Genomic DNA, 20,782 nt, shown 5'->3' on the forward strand with positions numbered 1-20,782 from the left:
ACGGCGTCGCGGGCGATGGAGCAGCCTGCGCGTCAGCCGCAGGTGCCGGCGGCGATCGCCTCCGCCGCGTCGTGCGACGCCTCCGTCATGTAATAGGCGTTGTCAGGGTCGTCCATCTGCAGCCGCTCGAAGTCGGCGCCGAGGAGCAGGACGGCGTACGAGTTGGTCGCCGCCTCCTTGCGTCCGCCTGCGATGGAGGGGCTGATGGTGCCGCACAGCGCATGGATGCGGCCGTGGGAGATCTCGTGGCGGATGGTGTCGACGTAGCGCGGCTGTGAGTAGTAGTCGGGGTATATCCGTGTGTGTTCCGCGTTGATGTAGATCACCGACGGCGTGGCCGGGCAGTACATGGCCGCCCAGGTGTCCTGGTCCGGGCTCTTGGTGCAGTACCCTTCCGCGGCCGCGAACCCGTAGCTGACGGTCATCCCGAAGGCGGCGGCGACCTCTTCGCCCGCAGCGCGGTAGTCGCCGGACGCGTCGGGCTGCGCGACGTATCGTCGCGCCCACGCCTCGGGGTCGTCACTGGCGGGTGTGGGGGCCGTGCCGTCGCTTTCGAAGACGGTGCCGTCGGCGCGCACGATGCGCACGGTGAAGCCGAGGTCCTCCCCGGCGAGGAACTTCTGCTCCAACTGATCGACCTGGACGACGACCGCGTTGATGTTGTTGTCGACATCGTGGGGGTCTGTGCCACCCGTGACAGAGCCCCACCTCAGGGCGAGGCTGATGTCGGTCAGCTTGAACAGGAAGGCAGTCGCGTAGTCGTCGTCCACTGTGACGCCGGGGTTGACCAGATCGTTGAGCGTGCCGGCGTCGCGGGCCGCCTCGTAGCGACCGATCACCGTCTCCACATGTTCGACCATCGTCTGGTACCCCGGTCGCTCGTACGCCTCGTACCAGGTGGGCTCGGTCGCGGTCGGTGAGCCGGACGTTGTGACATCGGCTGACGGCGGGGGCGTCTGGCTGCGCGGAGCGGCTGGCGTTATGGCCGGCGTTCCCGGGCCCGCAGGAGTGGTCTGGGTGACCGGCGGCGTGGCCCCACCGGAGCCGCTCCTCGCCCACAGGATGCCGACGACGATGAGTGTGACGGCGAGGACGCCGGCGACGGCGTAGAGGATCACGTCGCGGCGGGATGACCCCGGGGCGGGCGCCGGGGGCTGCGGCGCAGCGGGCGGCGGCGAGTCCCAGCCGCTCAGCGGGGGCTGCCCCGAGCCGGGCGGGGGCTGGGCGGCTGGAAGTCCGGTGATCCTGGCGGCTGCGTCACGCGTGCCAGGGTACGGACCTGCAGGCTCATCCGATCCTCATCCAGGCCGACGGGCGTCTCCCCCGGAACTGTCGGTGCGAACAGCCACACTGAACACACGACAAGGAGAGGAGGCCTCGATGCCTCGGCCCGAGTACGTCTTCCCCAGCAAGGAGGAAGCTGACGAGGCCCGCGAAGCCGGCCGCGCCGACGCGCTCGCCAACCGGGCCCGGCGCCCCGAGTGGGATCGGCCGGTCAAGGACTTCACGGAGGGTTGCCTCCGGTGGGCCTACCTCCGGGGCTACAACCGGGGAATGCAGGAGCTGCTCCAGGAGCGCTTCGGCGATCCTCCGTACTGACGGCTCCCCGGGCAGGAGTCGAACCTGCTTCGCTAATCCTGATTCAAAGTCAGGCGGGCCCTACCGAAAGACCAACCGGGGACCGGCCCTCGCGGGCCGCACCCAGAGTCTAGGCCACTTCGGCAGAGCGGGCCACAGCGGTCGCCTGGGTTGCCCGACGGTTGTCCACAGGTTCAGATCCGGCTCTGGTCAGTGTCGGAGCGGGCTGCGAGAGTGGGAGCCCCACAACAGGAGGCGACGCATGACCAGGCAACGGTGCTTCGGCACGGGTGATCCCCTCTACGAGGCGTACCACGACGAGGAGTGGGGCCACCCAGCCCCCGATTCGCCCGACGAACGGGAGCTGTTCGAGCGGATCGCGCTCGAGGGTTTCCAGTCCGGGCTGAGCTGGATCACGGTGCTGCGGAAGCGGCCACGGTTCCGGGAGGTGTTCCACGACTTCGCCCCGGCAGCGGTCGCCGCGTTCGACGAGTCCGACATCGAGCGCCTTCTTGGCGACCCGGGCATTGTCCGGAACCGGCTGAAGATCGAGGCCACGATCAGCAACGCGAAGGCGATGCTGGCGATGCACGAGCGGGGCGAGCGGCTCGCCGAGGTGATCGCCGCCCACACCCCTCCCCCGCGTGGCCGGGCACCGGAGCGTGACGAGGTCGCCGTCCAGACCCCCGAATCCGCAGAGCTGAGCCGGAGCCTGAAGAAGCTGGGCTTCCGGTTCGTGGGTCCGACGACGGCCTACGCGACGATGCAGGCGGTGGGCGCCGTCGACGATCACGTCGTCGGCTGCTGGCTCGCTCAACGCTGACAGACACCCCCGCGCGGGCCATGCCAGAATGGGGGCCGTGTCCACACGTCAGCCCGCCACCAGGGCCCGCCGCTCCCGTACCAGGATGTCGGCCGTCGAGCGCCGAGAGCAGCTGATCGAGATCGCCTGCGAACTCTTCGCGGAGCGTGGCTTCGAGGGCACCTCCGTCGAGGAGATCGCGGCGAGGGCCGGCGTCTCGAAACCAGTGGTCTACGAACACTTCGGTGGTAAGGAAGGCGCGTACGCCGTCGTCGTCGACCGTGAGACGAAGACCCTGCACACGGCGATCCGCGATGCCCTCGACACCCCGGGCGGCGGGGCGCGGGAGCTGCTGGAGCGCGGAGCGATGGCGCTCCTGGAGTACATCGAGAAGCGTCCGGACGGGTTCCGGATCCTGTCGCGCGATCCCGCGACCGAGCCGACCCCCGGGCAGCCGAGTGGGTCGTTCGCGTCGATCCTGTCGGACATCGCCGTCCAGGCCGAAGAGCTACTGGTCGCCCAGTTCCACAAGTCGGGACACGACCCGCAGTTCGCCGGGCTCTATGCCCGGGCGATGGTGGGGCTGGTGGCCCAGACCGGACAGTACTGGCTGGATGCCGGCGAGCCGTCCCGTGAGGTGGTCGCGCAGCACCTGATCAACCTCGCCTGGAACGGGCTGGCGCATCTGAAGCCGGACCCAAAGCTGGTGATCTCCGCGATCGACAAGCGCACCGAATCGCGGGCCGAGGGAACTCCCGGCCACGCCTGAAGCAGGCCGTCAGTCCTGTTGCAGCAGGCGGCGCAGGTCGTCGGCGAGTCGGGCGGTGTCGTCGTCGCCAAGCCCCGCAAGCAGTTCCCGTTCGACCGTGACGAGCGACTCCAGCGCTGCATCGACCAGGGCCAGCCCCGCGGGCGTGATGGCCACGAGTACTGCGCGGCGGTCCTTCGGGTCCGTGGTGCGGGTGACGAGGCCGCGGGCTGCGAGCCTGTCGACCCGGTTGGTCATGGTGCCGGAGGTGACGAACGTCTCCTTCAGCAGTTGGCCGGGGGTGAGGGTGTGGGGCTCGCCGGCCCGGCGGAGCGCTGCGAGAACGTCGAACTCCCAGCCCTCGATGCCGTGGGACTGGAAGGCGGCTTTGCGGCGGTCGGCGAGCAGGCGTCCGAGCCGGTCGATGCGCGACCAGATGTGCATCGGTTCAAGCTCGAGGTCACCACGCTGGGCGCGCCAGGCCTCGATGAGGGCGTCGACCTCGTCGCTCACGGCAGCACCTGCGCCCCGGTGACGGGCCCGTAGGCGCGCCGGACGGCGCGCACCCCGGAGAACAGGGCGAGGGACTCGGACAGCTCGAGGCTGTGGGCGTCTGAGCCGGCCAGGAACGCGCAGGTGGGTCCGGAGCCGCTGACGATGGCGCCGAGGGCGCCGCCCTGGAGCCCGAGCCGTAGCGTGTGCTCGAGGCCCGGCTGCAGCGAGATGGCGGCCTCCTCCAGGTCGTTGGTGAGCGCGGCACCGACGGCGGCATTGTCGCCGGTCCGCAGCGCCGTCAGCAGGTCCGGGGGATCGTCGTCGGCCGCGGTTTGGAGATGCGATCGAACTCCCGGAACACCGCGGGCGTGGAGAGGCCTGTGTGGGAGAGGGCGAAGGTCCAGTGGTAGGTGCCGCTGGTCATCACCGGGTTGAGGTCGATGCCACGACCGGTGCCGACGGCCGTGCCTCCCAGCAGCATGAAGGGGACGTCGGAGCCGAGCTGCGCTGCGAGCGGGTGGAGGTCGTCACGGGTGGCCCCCAACTCCCACAGGGCGTTACAGGCCACGAGCACCGCCGCGGCATCTGCGGAGCCGCCGGCCATGCCGCCTGCGACCGGGATGCGCTTGCGGATGGCGAGGGTGACTCCGAGATCGGGCCGCTGGTAGTGGGCCGCCAGGAGCTTCGCCGCGCGGATCGCCAGGTTCGTGTCGTCGACGGGAAGGAAGCCGGCGCCTTCACCCTGGAAGGAGAGCCGGAAGCTGCCAGCGGGCGCCGCCTCGGCGGTGACCTCGTCACCGAGACTCACGGCCTGGAAGACGGTGCCCAGCTCGTGGAAGCCGTCGGGGTCGGTCCCTCCGACCTTGAGCGCGAGGTTGACCTTGGCAGGGACCCGTACTCGCACCGTCTTCGTCACGGTGCTGAACTTACCTGTTCACGGTGACGGCCTGCAGTTCGCCCACGATGACCTCGGCCTCGCGGCGGAGTCAGCAGGATGCTTCGACGTTGCTCAGCCCAGACAGACGCCATTTCCCATCCCTCCCCTGTTCCATCTGTGCCGTCTCTTGGAGGGTCCCTGCACGTGGAAGACGCTCCCCTGTGTCGAGGTTGAAGACGCGGAGCTGAGCAGCATCAATGCAGTAGGTGACCGTCGCCGTTCTTGCCCCGTCTGAACCCTCGGACACTTCGGTGAGATCGACATTGCGGAAGATGAAGCCACCATCCGACCGCAGCCGAGCCAGTCGCATCCTCTCGATCTGCTCAATGATCATGTTCGCGGCATCGACAGTCAATACGTACTGCGTCTCCGAGAAATCGGTGTAGCCGAACGGATCCGTCGTGAACTTCTCCATAACCCGGAAGTACTCCCGCCAGCCGGCGATGATCGCAGCCGACTCCGGATCCCCCGTCGGCAGATCAGCCGGATACGACTCCACCACCGTCGGAGACGGCGACGGGCTCGGCGACACACTGGGAATCGACGACGGGGTCGGAGTCGGCGATGGCGACGGCGTCACCGCCATCGGGCTCGGCGACCCAGACGGCTCCTCCGCAGGCGAACACCCCACGAGCAACACCAGACACGAGACCACCGCCACCGCGCTTGTGCCCACACCCGTCGCCCACCGCGAAAAGAGTTCACAGCGCTCAACAGAGTCAGGGATGCGCACCCGTATCAGCACGAGGCCGCCTGATTTCGGACCTTCGCCACACGCCATTTCCCATCAGCCCCTTCCTCCATCGTGAACGCCTCAAGGAGTGTTCGCTCAACCAGGACCCGTTCACCGGTCGAGATCCTGAACAGCCGCACTCTCGACGAGTCAGAGCAGAACTTCACAGTCGCAGTACGGATCCCAAGATCATCGGGAACGGGTGTGCTCACCGACACATCGCGAATCTGCAGACCGCCCTCAACACGCAGATCCTCTTCACGCAGGTGAGCGATCCCATCAAGAACCTCGTTCGCCTCATCACCCGTTGTCACGTACATCAGTTCACTGAAGTCGCTGTACCCCAGCGGGTCCGCCGCGTACTTCTCATAGACCCGGAAGTACTCCTGCCAGCCCGCGACGATCGCAGCCGACTCCGGATCCCCCGTCGGCAGATCAGCCGGATACGACTCCACCACCGCCGGAGATGGCGACGGGCTGGGACTCGGTGACGGCGACGGCGAGGGCGAGGGCGTCAGCGACGGGCTGAGCGACGACGACACCGCCGTCGGAGTCGACGGCCCAGACGCCCCCTCCGGAGGCGCACAGGCCATGAGTAACACCACACAGGAAACCACCGCCACCACACGCATGACCACTCCGTTCCCCGGGAATGGAGCGATCCTGCCAACCGGGACGTCCAAAGAAATGACTCCCCTGGCAGATTGTGGACAAAGGTCAACTGCGGCTCCCGCGGGGCGGCCCCGTCGCGGGGCATGAGAAGACCCGCAAGGATCATCCTTGCGGGTCTGGATGTGCGACCTAAGCCGCGCTGCGCGCCTTGTGTCTGGCTATCGCGCGAAGTGCGATTTCGCGATCAGGCGTCTCGAAGGACGCAGCGAGCAGCCCGAGGTTCCGTACATCGCTGAAGTCCATCGCGAGCGGGGCGCCTTCCAGCGCAGTGATGGCTGCGACCTCAAACTCCCCAGCGTCGAGGTCGTCCCGGAGGATCCTTGCGGCACCATCCTCCATGTGGGGCAGGGCGCGAGCAACCATGCGCTCGGCTAGCTCCGCGATCGTCATCATGGAGCGAGTTTACCGTTGGGTGGATATGCGGTCCAGAAGATCGGCGGATCCTGGTCGAGGCGAATGTGCACCCGGACAAGCTCTCCGCCGACTTCGCGATCGAAGGTCAGCTTGTCGCCGCTGCGGCTGACTACCGCAGGATCAGCGCCCGCCATGTCGATGGCTGTCATGATGTCGTCGTCTGACCAACCCTCGGGGAACATCGTCTTCATGGGAGCATTTGCTCCGCGGCGATGCTTCGCCAAAACCCTTGCCCGATCCTCATCTGATGGGCGAGGCCGGTCGCGGGGCGCGAACGGCACTCGCCACCCGTCGGGAAGTGGGGGGTACTCTTCGGGGAAGTCCATTTCGGCCAGGTCGAACCGGCCCGGTGGTTTCTTCCCATTGCCTGCGCCGCCGGTCTGCGTCTCGGGCGCACGGGAGTCGCTGACGACGCCTTGGCCCAGTCCGCGCATCTTCGCAGTGATGTTCTCACCGGTCCTGGGCAGGCCCCCGGCGTCGCGTGCCTCGGCAGCCCGTTCGTACAGGTCGATGTACTCGCGCTCCCGCGAAGTCGGCGGAGAGTCGCCGAGGGACTCCTCGACGCTGCATCCGCAGTAGTCGTGGTACTTCTCGCCGCGGCCGCGGCACCGAACCCCGGCCCGAGCTGCCAGCGCACACCGAACGTCACGATGACCTGGGCCGGCGCAACAACCTTCTAGCAGGGCGCGAGCTCCGTCTCTGTCAGCGCGGCCCGCCATGACCCATCTGGAAGCAGCTTCATGAGCACCGTGACCTTCATGGTGTCTTCAGGCCTGATCGCTTCCACCCCGCCCTGCTCGCAGGTGTCGATGTCAACGGTGCGCATGAACTTTGGGTCGAAGCAGTACCGAACCTCTGACATCATGACGCCGTCGCCGTTGATCGCAGGTTCAGAGATCACAGCATCACGCAGGATCAGGTCTCCCTCACGCCTCAAGTTGCTGTCCCGGAGACCCCAGATGCCCGTGACGACGTCGTCCGCCTCCTGTCCTGTCGTGACGTACTGGGTCTCGGTGAGATCCTTCAGGTCCGGGTCTCGGACGAACTTGTCAATGACGCGCTCGAACTCCTGCCACCCAGCGCGCACCTCTGCCTGGGCTGCAGAATCCCCCGACGGGTCGTCGGGAAACGACTCGACGGCAGTCGCCAGTGCGAGCGGGGAGGGTGCGGCTGTGGTCGGACTAGGCGACGGAGTCAGGCCGGTTGACGCCGTCGGCCCCGGCGACGCCGGCTTGGTCACGTTGGGGGATGGAATCGGCGCCTCAGCCGGTCCGTCGCCCGGCGCGCACGCGGCAACGAGGAGCAGGCATGCGGCCCCACGGCCGAGCACCTGCACAGACCGGCCCTGACCGTCAGCAAGACGCTTCGCTGTTCCGGATACGCGAGACTCTCCATTTCGCATCCGCCCCCTGCTCCATCGTCGTGGTTTCCGTGTAGGTACCTGAGCGAGGCAGTTGCTCGCCCGTATCGACGTAGAAGACCCGAAGGGCGTTCACGTCAAGGCAGTAGTCCAAGGTCGCTTCACGAGCCCCGGACTCCCCGGTGCCAATGATGGTGAGCGTCACGTCCCGGAACACGAGCCCGCCTTCTGACCGCAGACGCTCATTCCGAAGCATCTGCATCTCGTCGAGGATCACGTTGGCCGCCTCTCCTGTCGTCACATACTGCGTCTCGGAGAAGTCCGAGAACCCCAGGGGATCCGCAGCGAACTTCTCCAAGACGCGCTGGTACTCCTGCCAGCCCGCGATGATCGCAGCCGACTCCGGATCCCCCGTCGGCAGATCAGTCGGATACGACTCCACCACCGTCGGAGAAGGTGACGGGCTCGGCGGAGGCGACGGGCTGGGACTCGGCGATGGAGCTGGCGAAGGCGGAGGGGCCGGCGACGACACCGACGCCGCCGGAGACACACTCGGCGCCCCGGGCGGCCCCTCCGCAGGAGAACAGGCCACGAGCATCGCCAAACACGAGACCACCGTCACTGCACGCATGCCCACTCCGTTCCCCCTGGAATGGGGTGATCCTGCCAACCAGGAGGCGCAACCTGAAGGGCACTCGTGTGAACTGTGGACAAAGGTCAATCGCCGTCCCAGCTCAATACCTCCGCCTATCCCAGGCTCACTACCTTGCCGATCTCGCCGCTCGTCAGGGCTTCCTTGAACTGCCTCGAGCCGCACCTCGAGGTCAGCCGGAGCCACACGAACGTCCAGGCGAGCTGTGAGGCTCGAATGGTCACCGGCGCGTTACACAGGTGCGGCTACTCGACGCGGGCGCTACTTCAAGTAGCGGCCTGGTGGTCGGTCCGTTCGCCGGCCAGCACCAGCGCTGCTCAGCGATTGACGCTGACGGTCTGGAGCTCACCGACGATCACCTCGGCCTCACGACTCAACGTCAACGGGATCGTCCCCGACTGGCCACCACCGGACCAGGCCACCTCCCACGTCGACGACCCCCGCACCGTGTACCGACCGTCAGCCTCATAGACATACCCACACGTCGGCGACGCCACGTTCTTCCCACCCGTAGCAGCCAACGTCCAGGCGGTTCCCTTGCCACACGAGACTGAGTCTCCGTTACCCATATCCCACGTCATCGACGTCACCCGCGCCGTCAAACTCACGGACACACCGCCTTCAGACTGCGACGCGGACACAGGGCCCCACTGTCGATCCGAATCGGCGGCAGCCCACAGCCACACGTTCCAGCCCACGAAGCCCATCCGCTGGGCAGAGTCTCCTCGGGGGAAGACACCCAGTTCGGGCGATTCTAGGTCCAACTCAGCCAGGATCCGCCACGCGATCGTCTCAGGATCCGGTGCCTCCGGCGCCGCCGGCAACCACCGCGTCACCACCATCGCCGGATCGGGAATCCCACTATGCGCTGGACGGGTACAGAGGTAGATCGCACCCGTCGTGTTCCCACCCCACGCAGAATCAGACAACGGCGGCTGTGGCACCCGCAAGGTGCACCACGCTTCTACCCGGTTACTCCAGTAGCCGACCGCATTCGAGCAGGGAATCTCGTACCCATTGAAGCGGCACGGCTGAGGAGGACCATCGGGCGCGACAACCAAAACCGGCATTCCCGGGCCAGGCGCCCCATCGATCCAGACAAGACAGACGCCGCGCTTCGGCTCATACCGAATGCACTCAGGGTCACCCGACGCCACGGGCACATTGCAAATGCCACTGAAGATGGCCAGAACCACGGCTATTACACTCAGCACGACGCTTCGCTGTTGCGGACGCGTGAGACTCTCCATTTCGCATCCTCCCCCTGCTCCATCGTCGTGGTTTCGCTATAGACCCCAGAACGCGGCAGTTGCTCCCCGGTATCGATGTTAAAGACCCGAAGATCACTCACGTCCAGGCAGTACTCAAGCGTCGCTTCACGAACACCCGATTCACCGGTGCCGACGCTGGCAATCGTGACGTCACGGAAGACAAGCCCACCATCGGAGCGCAACCGCTGCTGCCGAAGCCCCTCGATTTCCAGAATGATCTCGTTCGCCGCGTCACCAGTCGTTACATACTGCGTCTCCCCAAAGTCTTTGAACCCGAAAGGGTCCGAAGTGAACTTCTCCAAGACACGCTGGTACTCCTGCCAGCCCGCGATGATCGCAGCCGACTCCGGATCCCCCGTCGGCAGATCAGCCGGATACGACTCCACTGCCGTCGGAGACGGCGACGGGCTGGGACTCGGTGAAGGAGATGGACTCGGCGAGGGCGAGGGCGTCGGCGACGACGTCACCGCCGTCGGACTCGGCGACGGAGACGGCACCTCCGCAGGCGAACACCCCACGAGTAACACCAGACACGAGACCACCGCCACCACACGCATGACCACTCCGTTCCCCCGGGAATGGGGTGATCCTGCCAACCAGGACGTCCAAAGTGAAGACTCCTTGTGCAAACTGTGGACAAAGGTCTACCCCGGCCAGGCTCCAGGAAAAAGTGTCAGTGGGGGTCCGTAGCGTAGGAACATGGAAGCCACACTCCGTCGCCAGTCGACCGCCGCAGCCGAGGCGCTGCTCGCGGCCGACAGCATGCGTCGCCGTGGCGAAGCCGACGCGATCACCGCCCTCTGCGCCATCGCCGAGACCTACCGCGTCGACGAGGGCGAGCTTCTCGAGGTCCTGACTGAACGCTTCGTGTCCGTCGGCGGCGTGGGCACCCCCACCGTCTCGGAGTTCCTGCGCCTCGAGTTGGCCGGGCTGCTGCGCTGCTCACCGGATGCAGCGCTGGCGAAGCTGGCCGACGCGATCAACCTGAAGTACCGCCACCCACGCCTCTACGAGGCCGTCCGCAGCTACGACATCGAGCCGGCCCGCGCGCTGCGCGCCGCTCGCATGTGCCGCGACCTGCACCCCATGCTCGCCGACCCGGTGACCGCCGAGTGGCTCCACCTGCAGGCGGGCCACTCCTGGGCCGCGGCGTTCGCCCTGCTCACCCGGCTCATCCTGGAGGCCGACCCCGAGGAGGCCTCCCGCAAGGAGACCAACGCCCGTGGCTTCCGTGGGGTCTGGACGTGGGGCCTGGCCGACGGCGCCATGAACCTCACCGGCCGGCTCGACGTGCTCGATGCCAAGTTCTTCGACGCACGGCTCGACGAACTCGCCCGCCACATCGCATCCACCTACCCCGACCTCACCCAGGACCAGCGCCGCGCCAAAGCCGTCGGTGTGCTGGCCCATCCCGCCGAGGCGCTACGCCTCCTGCAGGAGGCCTACCAGCCCACCTTCGGCCTGACACCAGCCGGGACCGCTGCCCAGGCAACCGCACCACGCGAGGAGCCTGCACCCTCCGCCGCTCCACAGGACGGGCACACGCCCCCGCCAGGGCACGGCCCCGACTGCATCGGGCCCCACTGCGGGCGGATCACCGTCCCTCCGGCCCGGCTCCGACCCCGCCTGGGGCTGGCGGTCCACATCCACAGCGACGCCGTCGGCGAGCTGACGGGTGCGGCACGTGTCGAGAGGGCAGGGTGGATCACCGCGGAGCTCCTAGCCGAGTTGCTCGGCGACGGCATCAACGGCAGCGGTGTACAGCTGAGCGTCCAACCTGTCATCGATCTGCCCCGCCTTGAGCCTGCCGACGCGTACGTCCCGCCGCCGCGTATGGAGCGCGCGATCCGACTGACCTTCCCCACCGAGGCGTTCCCCTACTCCAACCGCGCCTCGGCCGGGCTGGATCTCGACCACACCGACCCCTACCGGCCCGGCCGCCGTGGCCAGACGCGGCTCGGCAACCTGGCTCCCCTGACGCGAGGGGTCCACCGGCCCAAGACCGCCGGCTTCTGGGTGATGGATCAGGTCGAGCCCGGCCGCATCCTCTGGACGAGCCCGCTGGGCTACCGCTACGAGACCACCCCGATGGGAACGGGCCTGGCGAAGCGCGCCGGCCCCCTGGCTGCGACGGCGGTGTAGGGCTCGCCGCTACTCGGCGAGCCCGGTCGCACCCCAGTGCTGCATGGCGGATCGGAGATGGTCCGGCGTCAGCATGAACATCGGTTGAAGCTCCTCCCACACGGGATGGGGTTCACGCTGTCTCCGCCGCGAGCTGCTCCGCGATCGCCGCGAACGCCGTCACGTCCAGCATCTCGCCGCGCAGCTGCGGATCGATCCCCGCCCGCCCGATGATCTCCGACGACGCCGCCGCCGACCCCGTGATCCCCGCCAGCGCCGCCCGCAGCATCTTCCGCCGCTGCGCGAACGCCGCATCGATCACCCGGAACGTCTCCTCACGGCTCGCCGACGACGCCGGCGCCGGTCGACGCGTGATCCGCACCAGCCCCGAGTCGACGTTCGGCACAGGCCAGAACACCTTCGGTGGGACCGTACCCACCCGGGCCGTCTCCGCGTACCAGGCGGTCTTCGCGCTCGGCACCCCGTAGACCTTCGAGCCGGGCTTCGCCGCCAGCCGGTCGGCCACCTCCAACTGCACCATCACCAAGCCGTTCTCCCACGTCGGGAACAGTTCCAGCATCCGCAGCAACACGGGCACCGACACGTTGTACGGCAGGTTCGCCACCAGCGCCGTCGGCGCCCACGGCAGCTCGTCGACCGTCAGCGCATCCTCCGCCACCACCGCGAGCCGCTCGGCAGCATCGTCGCCGAGGCGTTCCCGCACCGTCCGCATCAGCCGTCCCGCCAGCCGCTCGTCGATCTCGACGGCGACCACCCGGGCCCCCAGCTCCAGCAGCCCCAGCGTCAGCGACCCGAGCCCGGGCCCGATCTCGAGGACGACATCGTCCGCGGTCACCTCTGACAGCGTGACGATGCGCCGCACCGTGTTGGGATCGACGACGAAGTTCTGGCCCCGCTGCTTCGTGGGACGCAGGTCGAGTTCGGCGGCGATGCGCCGCACGGAGTTCGGGTCGAGCAGTCCGAGGTCAGGCATCGTGGCCCCACTTCCCATAGGCGGCAAACGTGTTGGCGACGACGAGGTCGCAGAACTCACCGACGTCGACGCCGAGCTCTGCGGCGACGAACCGTGCGGTGTGCGGCAGCAGGTACGGCGCATTCGCCTTCCCCGGCACGGCTTCGGCGTCAGGTAGGGCGCGTCGGTCTCGATCAGGATCCTGTCGCGCGGCGTCACCGCCAGCGCCTCCCGCAGCGACCCCGCCGACCCGAAGGTGACCACCCCGGGATAGGACAGCCAGAACCCACGCTCGACACACTGCCGCGCGAAGTCGACGTCGCCCGAGAAGCAGTGCATGACGACCCGCTCCGGGACGCCCGCATCGTCGAGGACCCGCAGGATGTCGGCGTGAGCGTCGCGGTCGTGGATCATCAGCGTGCGGCCGTGCCGCTTCGCCCACTCGATGTGACGGCGGAACGACATCTCCTGCACCGCCTGCCCCGCCGCGTCGCGGGTCCGGAAGTAGTCGAGCCCCGTCTCCCCGACGGCGACCACCACCTCCGACGGCACGAGCCCCTCGATGACGGCGAGCGCCTCCTCGAGCGCCGCCTCCCCCGCCGAGGCGACCAGCCGGGCCGCGTCGTTGGGGTGGATGGCGACGGCGGCCCGCACCCTCGGGTCACGGCCGGCCAGGTCGACGGCGAAGCGGGCGTCCGCGACATCGCAGCCCACCTCGATCACGCGGGTGACCCCGACGGACGCGGCCAGCTCCAGCGCCTCGGCGACCGGCAGCCCCGAATATCCGTGGGTCGAGGCGAGGTGGGTGTGGTTGTCGATGATGGGACGCGGCAGCGGCTCCGGCAGGGGCGGCAGCCCCAGCTCGTCGATGACGCTCACTTGCCCTCCTTCGCGGCCAGCGCGGCCGCGTACAGTCCCTTGCGGTTCAGCCCCGTGAGCTTCGCCACGTCACCGACCGCCGCGGACAGTTTCGCACCCCCGGCCACGGCCTGCCGAACCAGCTCCAGTGCGTCAGCCTCCGAATCGAGCCGCGTCTCGGCCCCGGCGACGACGACCGTCACCTCCCCGCGGGCCCCCTCGACCGCCCACTGCGCCAGTTCCCGCAGCCCACCGCGGACGACCTCTTCATGCGGTTTCGTCAGCTCCCGACACACCGCGGCGGGGCGCTCGTCGCCGAGCGCGTCGGCGGCGTCGGCGAGGAACTCCGCCAGCCGGTGGGGGCCTCGAAGAACACCATCGTGCGCTCCTCCGCCGCCAGCGACCCCAGCCGACGGCGCCGCTCCCCCGCCTTGCGGGGCAGGAACCCCTCGAAGCAGAACCGGTCGACCCCCAGCCCCGACACGGCCAGCGCCGTCAACACCGCCGACGGCCCCGGCACCGCGGTGACCCGCAGGCCGGCCTCGACGCACGCGACGACAGCCCGGTAGCCCGGGTCCGACACCGACGGCATGCCGGCGTCGGTGACCAGCACCACCCGTTGCCCGGCTGCGACGGCGTCGACCAGTTCCTGTGTCCGCGACGCCTCGTTGCCCTCGAAGTAGCTGACCACCCTGCCGCCCGGTTCGATCCCGATGCGCCGCGCCAACGTGAGGAAGCGGCGCGTGTCCTCTGCCGCGATCACGTCGGCCGTTGTCAGCGCCTCGCTCAGCCGTGGGCTGGCGTCCGTGGAAGTGCCGATGGGCGTGCCCGCCAGGATCAGTGCGCCGTCAGAATGGGGTGTCATGCCGTCAGCCTAGAATGCTCACGTGCAGACGACCCTCCAAGCCCTCGACGACGGCCGCCTGCACGACCGCGCCCGCGCATGGGTGATGACCATCACGATCACCGCCATCGCCTTCGTCCTGCGCTTCTACAACGTGGCCTTCCCCAACAAGATCCTCTTCGATGAGACCTACTACGCCAAGGATGCGTGGGGCATCCTCCAGTCCGGCTACGAACGCCGCTGGGCCGAGGACGCCAGCACCCAGATCCCGCAGGGCGACCTGTCGGGCCTGCTCGATGCTCCTGCCTTCGTGGTGCACCCGCCGCTGGGCAAGATCCTGATCAGCTGGGGCGAGGCGCTGTTCGGGATGACCTCGCTGGGCTGGCGTTTCGCGTCGGTGATCTTCGGGACGCTGCTGGTGTTCTTCACGATCCGGATGGCGCGCCGCCTGTCCCGCTCGACGCTGGTCGGCGCGATCGCGGGCATCCTGCTCACCTTCGACGGCCTCGCGTTCGTGATGAGCCGGCTCGCGCTGCTCGACATCTTCCAGGCCACGTTCGCCGTCGCCGCCGTCTCGGCCCTGATCGCCGACCGCGACTACTTCCGCCACAGACTCGCCGACCATCTCCGCGCCAACAACCTGCCCGACCTCGACGGCGCCTACGGGCCCCTCCTGTGGTGGCGGCCGTGGCGCTACGTGGCCGGCATCATGTTCGGCCTCAGCTGCGCCGTGAAGTGGAACTCCATCTTCATGATCGCCGTCTTCGGAATCCTGACGGTGGTCTGGGACGTCGGCGCCCGCCGCCTCGCAGGCTCCGGCCGCAAGTCGTACCTGTCGCTGGTCAGCGACGCCCCCTGGGCCTTCGTCCAGCTCGTCATCGTCGCGATCCCCACCTACCTGCTCACCTGGTGGAACTGGCTCGCCACCGATGGCGGCTACACCCGCGACTGGGGCTCCAAGCACCCCGACGAGTGGCTGGTCCGGACCTTCGGGGAGGCCTTCGGGTCGCTGCTCAAGTACCACCAGCAGGCCTACGAGTTCCACGTCGGCGACGGCATGATGGTCGACGCCACCCACCCCTACGAGGCGCACCCGGCCGGCTGGCTGCTGATGCTGCGCCCCATCGGCATCGAGGCCGAGAACGGCATTGAGCCGGGCGCGCAGGGCTGCGAGGCCGTCGGCACCACCTGCCTGCGGATCATCTCCGGCATGGGCACCCCGCTGCTGTGGTGGGCCGCCGTCGCCGCGATCGTGCTCGCCGTGTTCTGGTGGATCGCCGGGCGCGACTGGCGCTTCGGCGTGCCGCTGCTCGCCATCGCGTCCACCTGGCTGCCGTGGTTCCGCTACGCCGACCGCCCGCTGTTCTTCTTCTACGCCATCATGATCATCCCGTTCAGCGCGACGCTGCTCGCGATGGCTCTCGGCAAGTTCCTCGGCCCGAAGGACCATCCTCGACGGCGGCTGCGGGCCATGATCGTCGGCATCATCGTGGCGCTGATCGTGGCGAACTTCGCGTTCATCTACCCGATCCTGACCGCCGAACTCCTCACCCGCCCGAATGGCTGTGGCGGATGTGGCTGGGCAACCTCTGGATCTGACCGTCGTCTCAGCGACGGCGTAGCCGCCGCATCCCGAACGCCCGCAGCTGGCTGGTCGGCGGCAGCGCTGTCCCGGAACTGCGCGGGTCGGCGATCAGGCCGGCGAGATAGTGCGCCGACGCCGTCCCGTTCATCAGTTCGCCGCGCCCGTTGCCGCGGGCGTAGAAGCCACCGGGGATGGCCGAGGCACCGACGACGGGACGCCCGTGGTCGCTCGGATCGATCGCGAGGCGACCGGGGACGATGTCCGTGGCGCCGAACTCGTCCAGGACCCAGGCGGACAGTTCGTCGACGGCGCCGTCAATCCCGCTGAGCGTCGTCTTGCGTCCGAGGACGAGGATCCCGTCGTCGGAGGTGGGGCGGACCATCCAGGCGGTCGCCGAGTCCCGCAGCGTCACGTCGGCGACGGGGTCGGGGACACGGCAGTTGATGACCGGCACCCACTGCGCCGGCCCGATCCGGGCGGCCCGTCCCCAGGGGCTGACGCCGAGCGTGTCGACGACGGCGTGGCCGGAGATCATGCCCGGCTCCCGGGCCCAGGCGAGGTTGCTGCGGAAGTAGATGCGGGTGGCGCCTTCGTTGCGTGTCAGGTGAGTGACGGTGGTGCCGTGGACCACCTGCGCCCCGGCCTTCACGGCCGCGGCGCGCAGGGTGGCGGCGTACGCGACGGGGTCGAGGACGAGGGCAGTGGTCCGCACGAGCGCTCCGTCGGGGCCATTGACTACCTCGGCCACGCCGCCGGCCTCCTGGAACCGGCGCGCGACCTCGCGGGTCTCCCTGCTGCTGCCGCCAGGAAGCGAGCTGTCGTACAGCGGCACCTCCGTCGCCTCCGGGTGCAGCTTCCGGATCGCGGCCATGCCGGCGAGGTTCCGCACGAGGTGCTCCTGGACGACGCCCGGGCCGTAGGCGTGGTCCATGGTGGCCACCGTCGACGCGTGCCCGATGGCGGCGACGCCATGGCCGACGGCGGCGCTGCGCCCCTCCACGTTGGGGTCGATCACCACGACGTCGAACCCGCGGCGCGCCAACCTTCTGGCCAGCGTCAGGCCGGCGATGGTGGCGCCGAGCACCACAACGTCATGTGCCATGACCCGAACCCTACCGGCGGGCACCCTGCTGCGACTCGCCAGGTGACCAGTAACATGCCCCGACGAAAGGACTCAGCCCCATGTGGAAGCTGCACAACAACGGAATTCTTGAGCCAGGAGCGGTAGTCAGGCCGCGGGAGCGGCTCAGCTGGGGCAGGACGATCGGGCTGGGTGCCCAGCACGTCGTCGCCATGTTCGGCGCGACGTTCGTCTTCCCCTCCTCATGGGCCTCAACGCCCAGCTCGCCGTCATGATGTCGGGCGTCGCGACGCTGATCTTCCTGTTCGTCGTCAAACACAAGGTGCCCAGCTACCTGGGGTCTTCTGCCTCGTTCGTGGGCGTCGCGACGGCGATCTACTCGGCCGGCGGTAACCCGGCCGACCTGACGGGCGCCCTGTTCGTCGTCGGCCTGACCCTGTTCATGGTCGGCCTCATCATCCACTTCGCCGGCGCCCGCGTCATCCACAAGGCGCTGCCGCCGGTCGTCACCGGCGCGGTCGTGCTGCTGATCGGCTTCAACCTGGCCCCCGTCGTCGCGACGGTGTACTGGCCGGTCGACCCGTGGCTGGCCTTCGTCGTCATGCTGATCGTCATCGCCCTGTCCATCGGGCTGCGCGGATTCCTGGGCCGCATCGCGATCTTCCTTGCGCTCGTGATCGGCTACATCCTGTCCTGGATCGTCGACCTGGTCGCCGGCCCCATGACGTCGGTCGACGCCTCCGGCGCGGCAGTCGAGACGTTCCGCGTCGACTGGTCGGGTGTCGTCTCGGCCAACTGGTTCGGCTTGCCGCCCGTCACCGACCTGGCCAACTGGGCCTACGGCGCCGATACCAACGTCGTCGGCTTCCACCTGCCCAGCTTCAACCTGGCCGCCATCATCGTCGCGCTGCCCGTCGTCATCGCCCTCATCGCGGAGAACGCAGGCCACGTGAAGGCCGTCGCCGAGATGACCGGCGACGACCTCGACCCGCTCATGGGCCGCGCGGTCGCCGCCGACGGCGCCACCTCGATGCTGGCCACCGTCGTCGGCGCTGGCCCGACGACCACCTACGCAGAGAACATCGGCGTCATGGCCGCCTCCCGCGTCTACTCGACGGCGGCGTACGTCGTGGCCGCCATCGTCGCCATCCTGTTCGGCTTCTCCCCGAAGTTCGGCGCCGTGATCTCGGCCACCCCGTCGGCGGTGCTCGGCGGCATCACCGTCGTGCTTTACGGCATGATCGGCCTTCTCGGAGCGAAGATCTGGCACGAGAACAAGGTCGACTTCGGCAACCCGCTCAACCTGATCCCCGCCGCGGCGGGCATCATCATCGGCATCGGCAACGTGTCGGTCCCGATCGGCGACGACTTCGAACTCGGCGGCATCGCGCTCGGCACCATGGTCACGATCGGCGTCTACCACCTGGCCCGCCTCATTGCGCCGAAGTCGATGAAGGACGCCGCCGACGGCGCGTCGCTGATCTACGACGCGCCTGGCATCTACGAGTCGGACGGCGACGACCCCGCGGAGGACCGCGCCTGACTCCGGCCTCCTCGCCCCGAGGGCCGGTCAACCGACGCGGCGGGGAACTGGAATATCGGAGAGCACGGCGACCTGGGCGTAGCGGACGAAGATCGGACGCCGCCCAGGCTCAGGCGGCGGGTGTCCTGCTCCGCCCGATCACCCACGCCCGTAGCACGATCCCGACGGCGACGACGCCGCCCAGCACCTGCCACAGGACGCCGTCGGTGAGGAAGATCAGCGCCATCGCCGTCAGGGTCGGGACCATGAAGCGCAGGCTGGCGACGATGTAGCCGCCAAACGACGGCGTCTCCACGCCGTCCGCGTCGGCGACGGACTTGACCATGAAGTTGGGCCCGTTGCCGATGTAGGTGAGCGCCCCGCCGAAGACGGCACCCAGGGAGATCGCCACCAGCAGCGCCTCCGGCACCCCCGCCACCCGCGGGTCGCCGGGAAGCGCGGTGGCGATCTCGAAGAACGTTGCGTAGGTGGGGGCGTTGTCGAGCAAGCCAGAGATGCCTCCGGTGAAGATGAACATGGTGATGCGGTTGAGCGGCAGCCTGTCGGCGATCTGGCCCAGGTAGTTGAGGGCGGGGATCATCGTCAGGAAGATGCCGATGAACAGCGCCGCGACCTCGAGAATGGGGGTCCAGGTGAACTGGTTCTGCTCGAATCGCACCTTCCTGCTGCCCAGGAAGTAGGAACCCGCCGCACACGCCAGCATCAGCAGCTCGCGCCACGGGACGGCGTCCGTCCAGACCCCGTGCCCCGACTCGAGTGCGTGCAGGTCGATGGAGGGGACGAACGCGACACCGGCGATGATGCCGGCAAAGAAGGCCAGGTTGAGCGCGCCGTGGAGCCGCAGCGGCTCCCGCTGCGTGTCGTCGAAGAAGATCGCGTCCGGCTCCTCGTCGGCGTACGCGCGCCGGTCGAGGGCGTAGTAGGTGATCAACAGGAGGGTGTTGACCAGCAGCCACTGCGGGAACAGCCCGAACGTCCAGGTGAAGGGGACACCGCGCAGCATGCCGAGGAACAGCGGCGGGTCGCCCAGCGGCGTCAGCAGACCGCCGCTGTTGGCGACGACAAGGATGGTGAAGATCACTGTGTGCGCCTTGTTGCGGCGCTCCCAGTTGGTGTTCAGCAGCGGTCGGATCAGCAGCATGGCGGCGCCGGTGGTGCCGATGAACGACGCGGCGACGGCGCCGATGGCCAGGAAGATCGTGTTGTTGCGGGGGGTGGCGCGGATGTCGCCCGCGAGGAACAGCCCGCCTGCGACGACGAACAGCGCCAGCAGCAGGATGATGAACTGCCCGTACTCGACCAGCGCGTGGACGACCTCGATCCCGGCCCCGGCGAACGTGAACCAGGCGGCGATCGGCAGGCCCAGGACCAGTGCGACCGTCAGCTTGACCGAGTTCTTCTCCCAGGCGTGCGCCGTCCTCGGAATCAACGGCAGAACCGCGATACAGAGCAGCAGGGTCACGAACGGGATGGCACTCCACCAGGCGACAAGCATGGGGAAAAACCTATCAGGGCCTCCCTAGAAGCCATTTCGCTCAGGGCGCACGGACAGCGTCCGGACGGCGTGGGGCGTCAACTAGCCTCGGGGTGTGGACAATCTTGAAGCAGAGTTCCGGGAGGCGATGGCGCGAGTCTCGTCCCCGGTCACGATCATCACGGCGGTCATCGACGGCCAGCCGACGGGCACGACGGTGTCCAGCTTCGCATCGCTGTCCATCGACCCGCCGATGGTGTTCTTCGCCCTCGACAACCGGGGCGCCATGATCGAGCGGACCCACCGGGCCGGACGGATCGGGATCAACATCCTGGCCGGCGACCAGTCCGAGATCGCGCTGCGTTTCGCCCGCCGCGGCGTGGAGGATCGCTTCGCGGGAATCGACTGGCGCCTCGACAACGGGCTCCCGCACATCGCCGGTGTGGCGTCATGGCTGCAGAGCGACCACCTCACCTTCGAGCCGGGCGGCGACCACACCCTCGTCCTGGCCAAGATCTCCCACGCCGAGACCTACGGCGATTCCTCCCTCGGATACCACCTGCGGCAGTTCCGTGATGTGAGGCCGCAGCTGCGCGAGGTTCCGCCACTCCCCACTGTCGCGAACGGCTGATTGTCGGTTC

20 protein-coding genes, 1 tRNA gene and 5 pseudogenes are annotated in these 20,782 nt (G+C 68.4%); 7 read left to right on the top strand and 19 right to left on the bottom strand.

Annotation, left to right across the window (positions count from 1 at the left end):
• Positions 1-32: 32 nt before the first annotated feature.
• Entirely contained in the window at positions 33-1,118 is a 1,086-nt protein-coding gene (locus H9L22_RS10180; protein WP_187719819.1) for a hypothetical protein, read from the bottom strand.
• A gap of 262 nt (positions 1,119-1,380) precedes the next feature.
• Between H9L22_RS10180 and H9L22_RS10185 the strand changes: the two genes are divergently transcribed.
• The gene (locus tag H9L22_RS10185; protein ID WP_187719820.1) at positions 1,381-1,599 is read left to right on the top strand and encodes a hypothetical protein; all 219 of its coding nucleotides are present in this window, start codon (positions 1,381-1,383) and stop codon (positions 1,597-1,599) included.
• A gap of 3 nt (positions 1,600-1,602) precedes the next feature.
• On the opposite strand, the gene H9L22_RS10190 is transcribed toward H9L22_RS10185, so the two are convergent.
• Positions 1,603-1,681, bottom strand: a tRNA-Gln gene (locus tag H9L22_RS10190).
• Positions 1,682-1,840: 159 nt separating this feature from the next.
• On the opposite strand from H9L22_RS10190, the gene H9L22_RS10195 reads away from it, so the two are divergent.
• The gene (locus H9L22_RS10195; RefSeq protein WP_187719821.1) at positions 1,841-2,401 is read left to right on the top strand and encodes a DNA-3-methyladenine glycosylase I; all 561 of its coding nucleotides are present in this window, start codon (positions 1,841-1,843) and stop codon (positions 2,399-2,401) included.
• A gap of 85 nt (positions 2,402-2,486) precedes the next feature.
• Positions 2,487-3,149: a TetR/AcrR family transcriptional regulator gene (locus H9L22_RS10200; RefSeq protein WP_406707832.1), complete on the top strand. Its 663-nt coding sequence runs from the start codon at positions 2,487-2,489 to the stop codon at positions 3,147-3,149.
• Positions 3,150-3,158: 9 nt separating this feature from the next.
• On the opposite strand, the gene H9L22_RS10205 is transcribed toward H9L22_RS10200, so the two are convergent.
• The 12 genes and pseudogenes from H9L22_RS10205 to H9L22_RS10260 all read right to left on the bottom strand — a co-directional run bounded on the left by H9L22_RS10205 (position 3,159) and on the right by H9L22_RS10260 (position 10,175).
• Positions 3,159-3,641, bottom strand: coding sequence for a MarR family winged helix-turn-helix transcriptional regulator (locus H9L22_RS10205; protein ID WP_226965794.1), 483 nt, complete (start codon positions 3,639-3,641; stop codon positions 3,159-3,161).
• Positions 3,638-4,539, bottom strand: a pseudogene (locus H9L22_RS10210) (4-(cytidine 5'-diphospho)-2-C-methyl-D-erythritol kinase). Before H9L22_RS10210 ends, H9L22_RS10205 begins: the two are co-directional and overlap by 4 nt.
• A gap of 70 nt (positions 4,540-4,609) precedes the next feature.
• Complete coding sequence (locus H9L22_RS10215) at positions 4,610-5,062, bottom strand: hypothetical protein (RefSeq protein WP_187719823.1); 453 nt, start codon at positions 5,060-5,062, stop codon at positions 4,610-4,612.
• Positions 5,040-5,207, bottom strand: coding sequence for a hypothetical protein (locus H9L22_RS10220; protein WP_187719824.1), 168 nt, complete (start codon positions 5,205-5,207; stop codon positions 5,040-5,042). Before H9L22_RS10220 ends, H9L22_RS10215 begins: the two co-directional genes overlap by 23 nt.
• A gap of 91 nt (positions 5,208-5,298) precedes the next feature.
• Complete coding sequence (locus tag H9L22_RS10225; protein ID WP_187719825.1) at positions 5,299-5,751, bottom strand: hypothetical protein; 453 nt, start codon at positions 5,749-5,751, stop codon at positions 5,299-5,301.
• A 343-nt stretch (positions 5,752-6,094) separates the two neighbouring features.
• Positions 6,095-6,358, bottom strand: coding sequence for a hypothetical protein (locus H9L22_RS10230; RefSeq protein ID WP_187719826.1), 264 nt, complete (start codon positions 6,356-6,358; stop codon positions 6,095-6,097).
• The gene (locus H9L22_RS20445; protein ID WP_406707782.1) at positions 6,355-6,570 is read right to left on the bottom strand and encodes a hypothetical protein; all 216 of its coding nucleotides are present in this window, start codon (positions 6,568-6,570) and stop codon (positions 6,355-6,357) included. The genes H9L22_RS10230 and H9L22_RS20445 overlap by 4 nt, the downstream gene beginning before the upstream one ends.
• 485 nt (positions 6,571-7,055) lie before the next feature.
• Positions 7,056-7,619 (bottom strand): hypothetical protein, encoded by a 564-nt coding sequence (locus H9L22_RS10240; RefSeq protein ID WP_187719828.1) that lies wholly within the window; start codon positions 7,617-7,619, stop codon positions 7,056-7,058.
• Between the two features lie 112 nt (positions 7,620-7,731).
• Positions 7,732-8,184, bottom strand: a complete 453-nt coding sequence (locus H9L22_RS10245; protein WP_187719829.1) for a hypothetical protein — start codon at positions 8,182-8,184, stop codon at positions 7,732-7,734.
• The gene (locus H9L22_RS10250) at positions 8,162-8,347 is read right to left on the bottom strand and encodes a hypothetical protein (RefSeq protein ID WP_187719830.1); all 186 of its coding nucleotides are present in this window, start codon (positions 8,345-8,347) and stop codon (positions 8,162-8,164) included. Before H9L22_RS10250 ends, H9L22_RS10245 begins: the two co-directional genes overlap by 23 nt.
• A 1,251-nt stretch (positions 8,348-9,598) precedes the next feature.
• Entirely contained in the window at positions 9,599-9,964 is a 366-nt protein-coding gene (locus H9L22_RS10255; RefSeq protein ID WP_187719831.1) for a hypothetical protein, read from the bottom strand.
• Between the two features lie 64 nt (positions 9,965-10,028).
• Positions 10,029-10,175 (bottom strand): hypothetical protein, encoded by a 147-nt coding sequence (locus H9L22_RS10260; RefSeq protein ID WP_187719832.1) that lies wholly within the window; start codon positions 10,173-10,175, stop codon positions 10,029-10,031.
• 186 nt (positions 10,176-10,361) lie between these two features.
• Between H9L22_RS10260 and H9L22_RS10265 the strand changes: the two genes are divergently transcribed.
• Positions 10,362-11,804, top strand: coding sequence for a DUF222 domain-containing protein (locus H9L22_RS10265; protein ID WP_187719833.1), 1,443 nt, complete (start codon positions 10,362-10,364; stop codon positions 11,802-11,804).
• Between the two features lie 112 nt (positions 11,805-11,916).
• On the opposite strand, the gene rsmA is transcribed toward H9L22_RS10265, so the two are convergent.
• The 3 genes and pseudogenes from rsmA to rsmI all read right to left on the bottom strand — a co-directional run bounded on the left by rsmA (position 11,917) and on the right by rsmI (position 14,479).
• Positions 11,917-12,777: a 16S rRNA (adenine(1518)-N(6)/adenine(1519)-N(6))-dimethyltransferase RsmA gene (gene rsmA, locus H9L22_RS10270; RefSeq protein WP_187719834.1), complete on the bottom strand. Its 861-nt coding sequence runs from the start codon at positions 12,775-12,777 to the stop codon at positions 11,917-11,919.
• Positions 12,770-13,635 (bottom strand): annotated as a pseudogene (locus H9L22_RS10275) (TatD family hydrolase). The gene rsmA and the pseudogene H9L22_RS10275 overlap by 8 nt, the downstream one beginning before the upstream one ends.
• Positions 13,632-14,479, bottom strand: a pseudogene (gene rsmI, locus H9L22_RS10280) (16S rRNA (cytidine(1402)-2'-O)-methyltransferase). The pseudogenes H9L22_RS10275 and rsmI overlap by 4 nt, the downstream one beginning before the upstream one ends.
• Before the next feature lie 58 nt (positions 14,480-14,537).
• On the opposite strand from rsmI, the pseudogene H9L22_RS10285 reads away from it, so the two are divergent.
• Positions 14,538-16,057: pseudogene (locus tag H9L22_RS10285) on the top strand (dolichyl-phosphate-mannose--protein mannosyltransferase).
• An 8-nt stretch (positions 16,058-16,065) separates the two neighbouring features.
• On the opposite strand, the gene H9L22_RS10290 reads toward H9L22_RS10285, so the two are convergent.
• Positions 16,066-17,145: an FAD-dependent oxidoreductase gene (locus tag H9L22_RS10290; RefSeq protein ID WP_187719835.1), complete on the bottom strand. Its 1,080-nt coding sequence runs from the start codon at positions 17,143-17,145 to the stop codon at positions 16,066-16,068.
• 80 nt (positions 17,146-17,225) lie between these two features.
• Between H9L22_RS10290 and H9L22_RS10295 the strand changes: the two are divergent.
• Positions 17,226-18,667, top strand: a pseudogene (locus tag H9L22_RS10295) (uracil-xanthine permease family protein).
• Positions 18,668-18,776: 109 nt separating this feature from the next.
• Here H9L22_RS10295 and H9L22_RS10300 read toward each other — a convergent pair.
• On the bottom strand, positions 18,777-20,162 hold the full coding sequence (locus H9L22_RS10300) for a sodium:proton antiporter (RefSeq protein WP_187719836.1): 1,386 nt from the start codon (positions 20,160-20,162) through the stop codon (positions 18,777-18,779).
• Positions 20,163-20,256: 94 nt separating this feature from the next.
• Between H9L22_RS10300 and H9L22_RS10305 the strand changes: the two genes are divergently transcribed.
• Positions 20,257-20,772, top strand: a complete 516-nt coding sequence (locus tag H9L22_RS10305; RefSeq protein WP_187719837.1) for a flavin reductase family protein — start codon at positions 20,257-20,259, stop codon at positions 20,770-20,772.
• Positions 20,773-20,782: the final 10 nt, after the last annotated feature.

This window comes from Tessaracoccus defluvii, from assembly GCF_014489575.1.
In the GTDB taxonomy this organism is placed as follows: domain Bacteria; phylum Actinomycetota; class Actinomycetes; order Propionibacteriales; family Propionibacteriaceae; genus Arachnia; species Arachnia defluvii.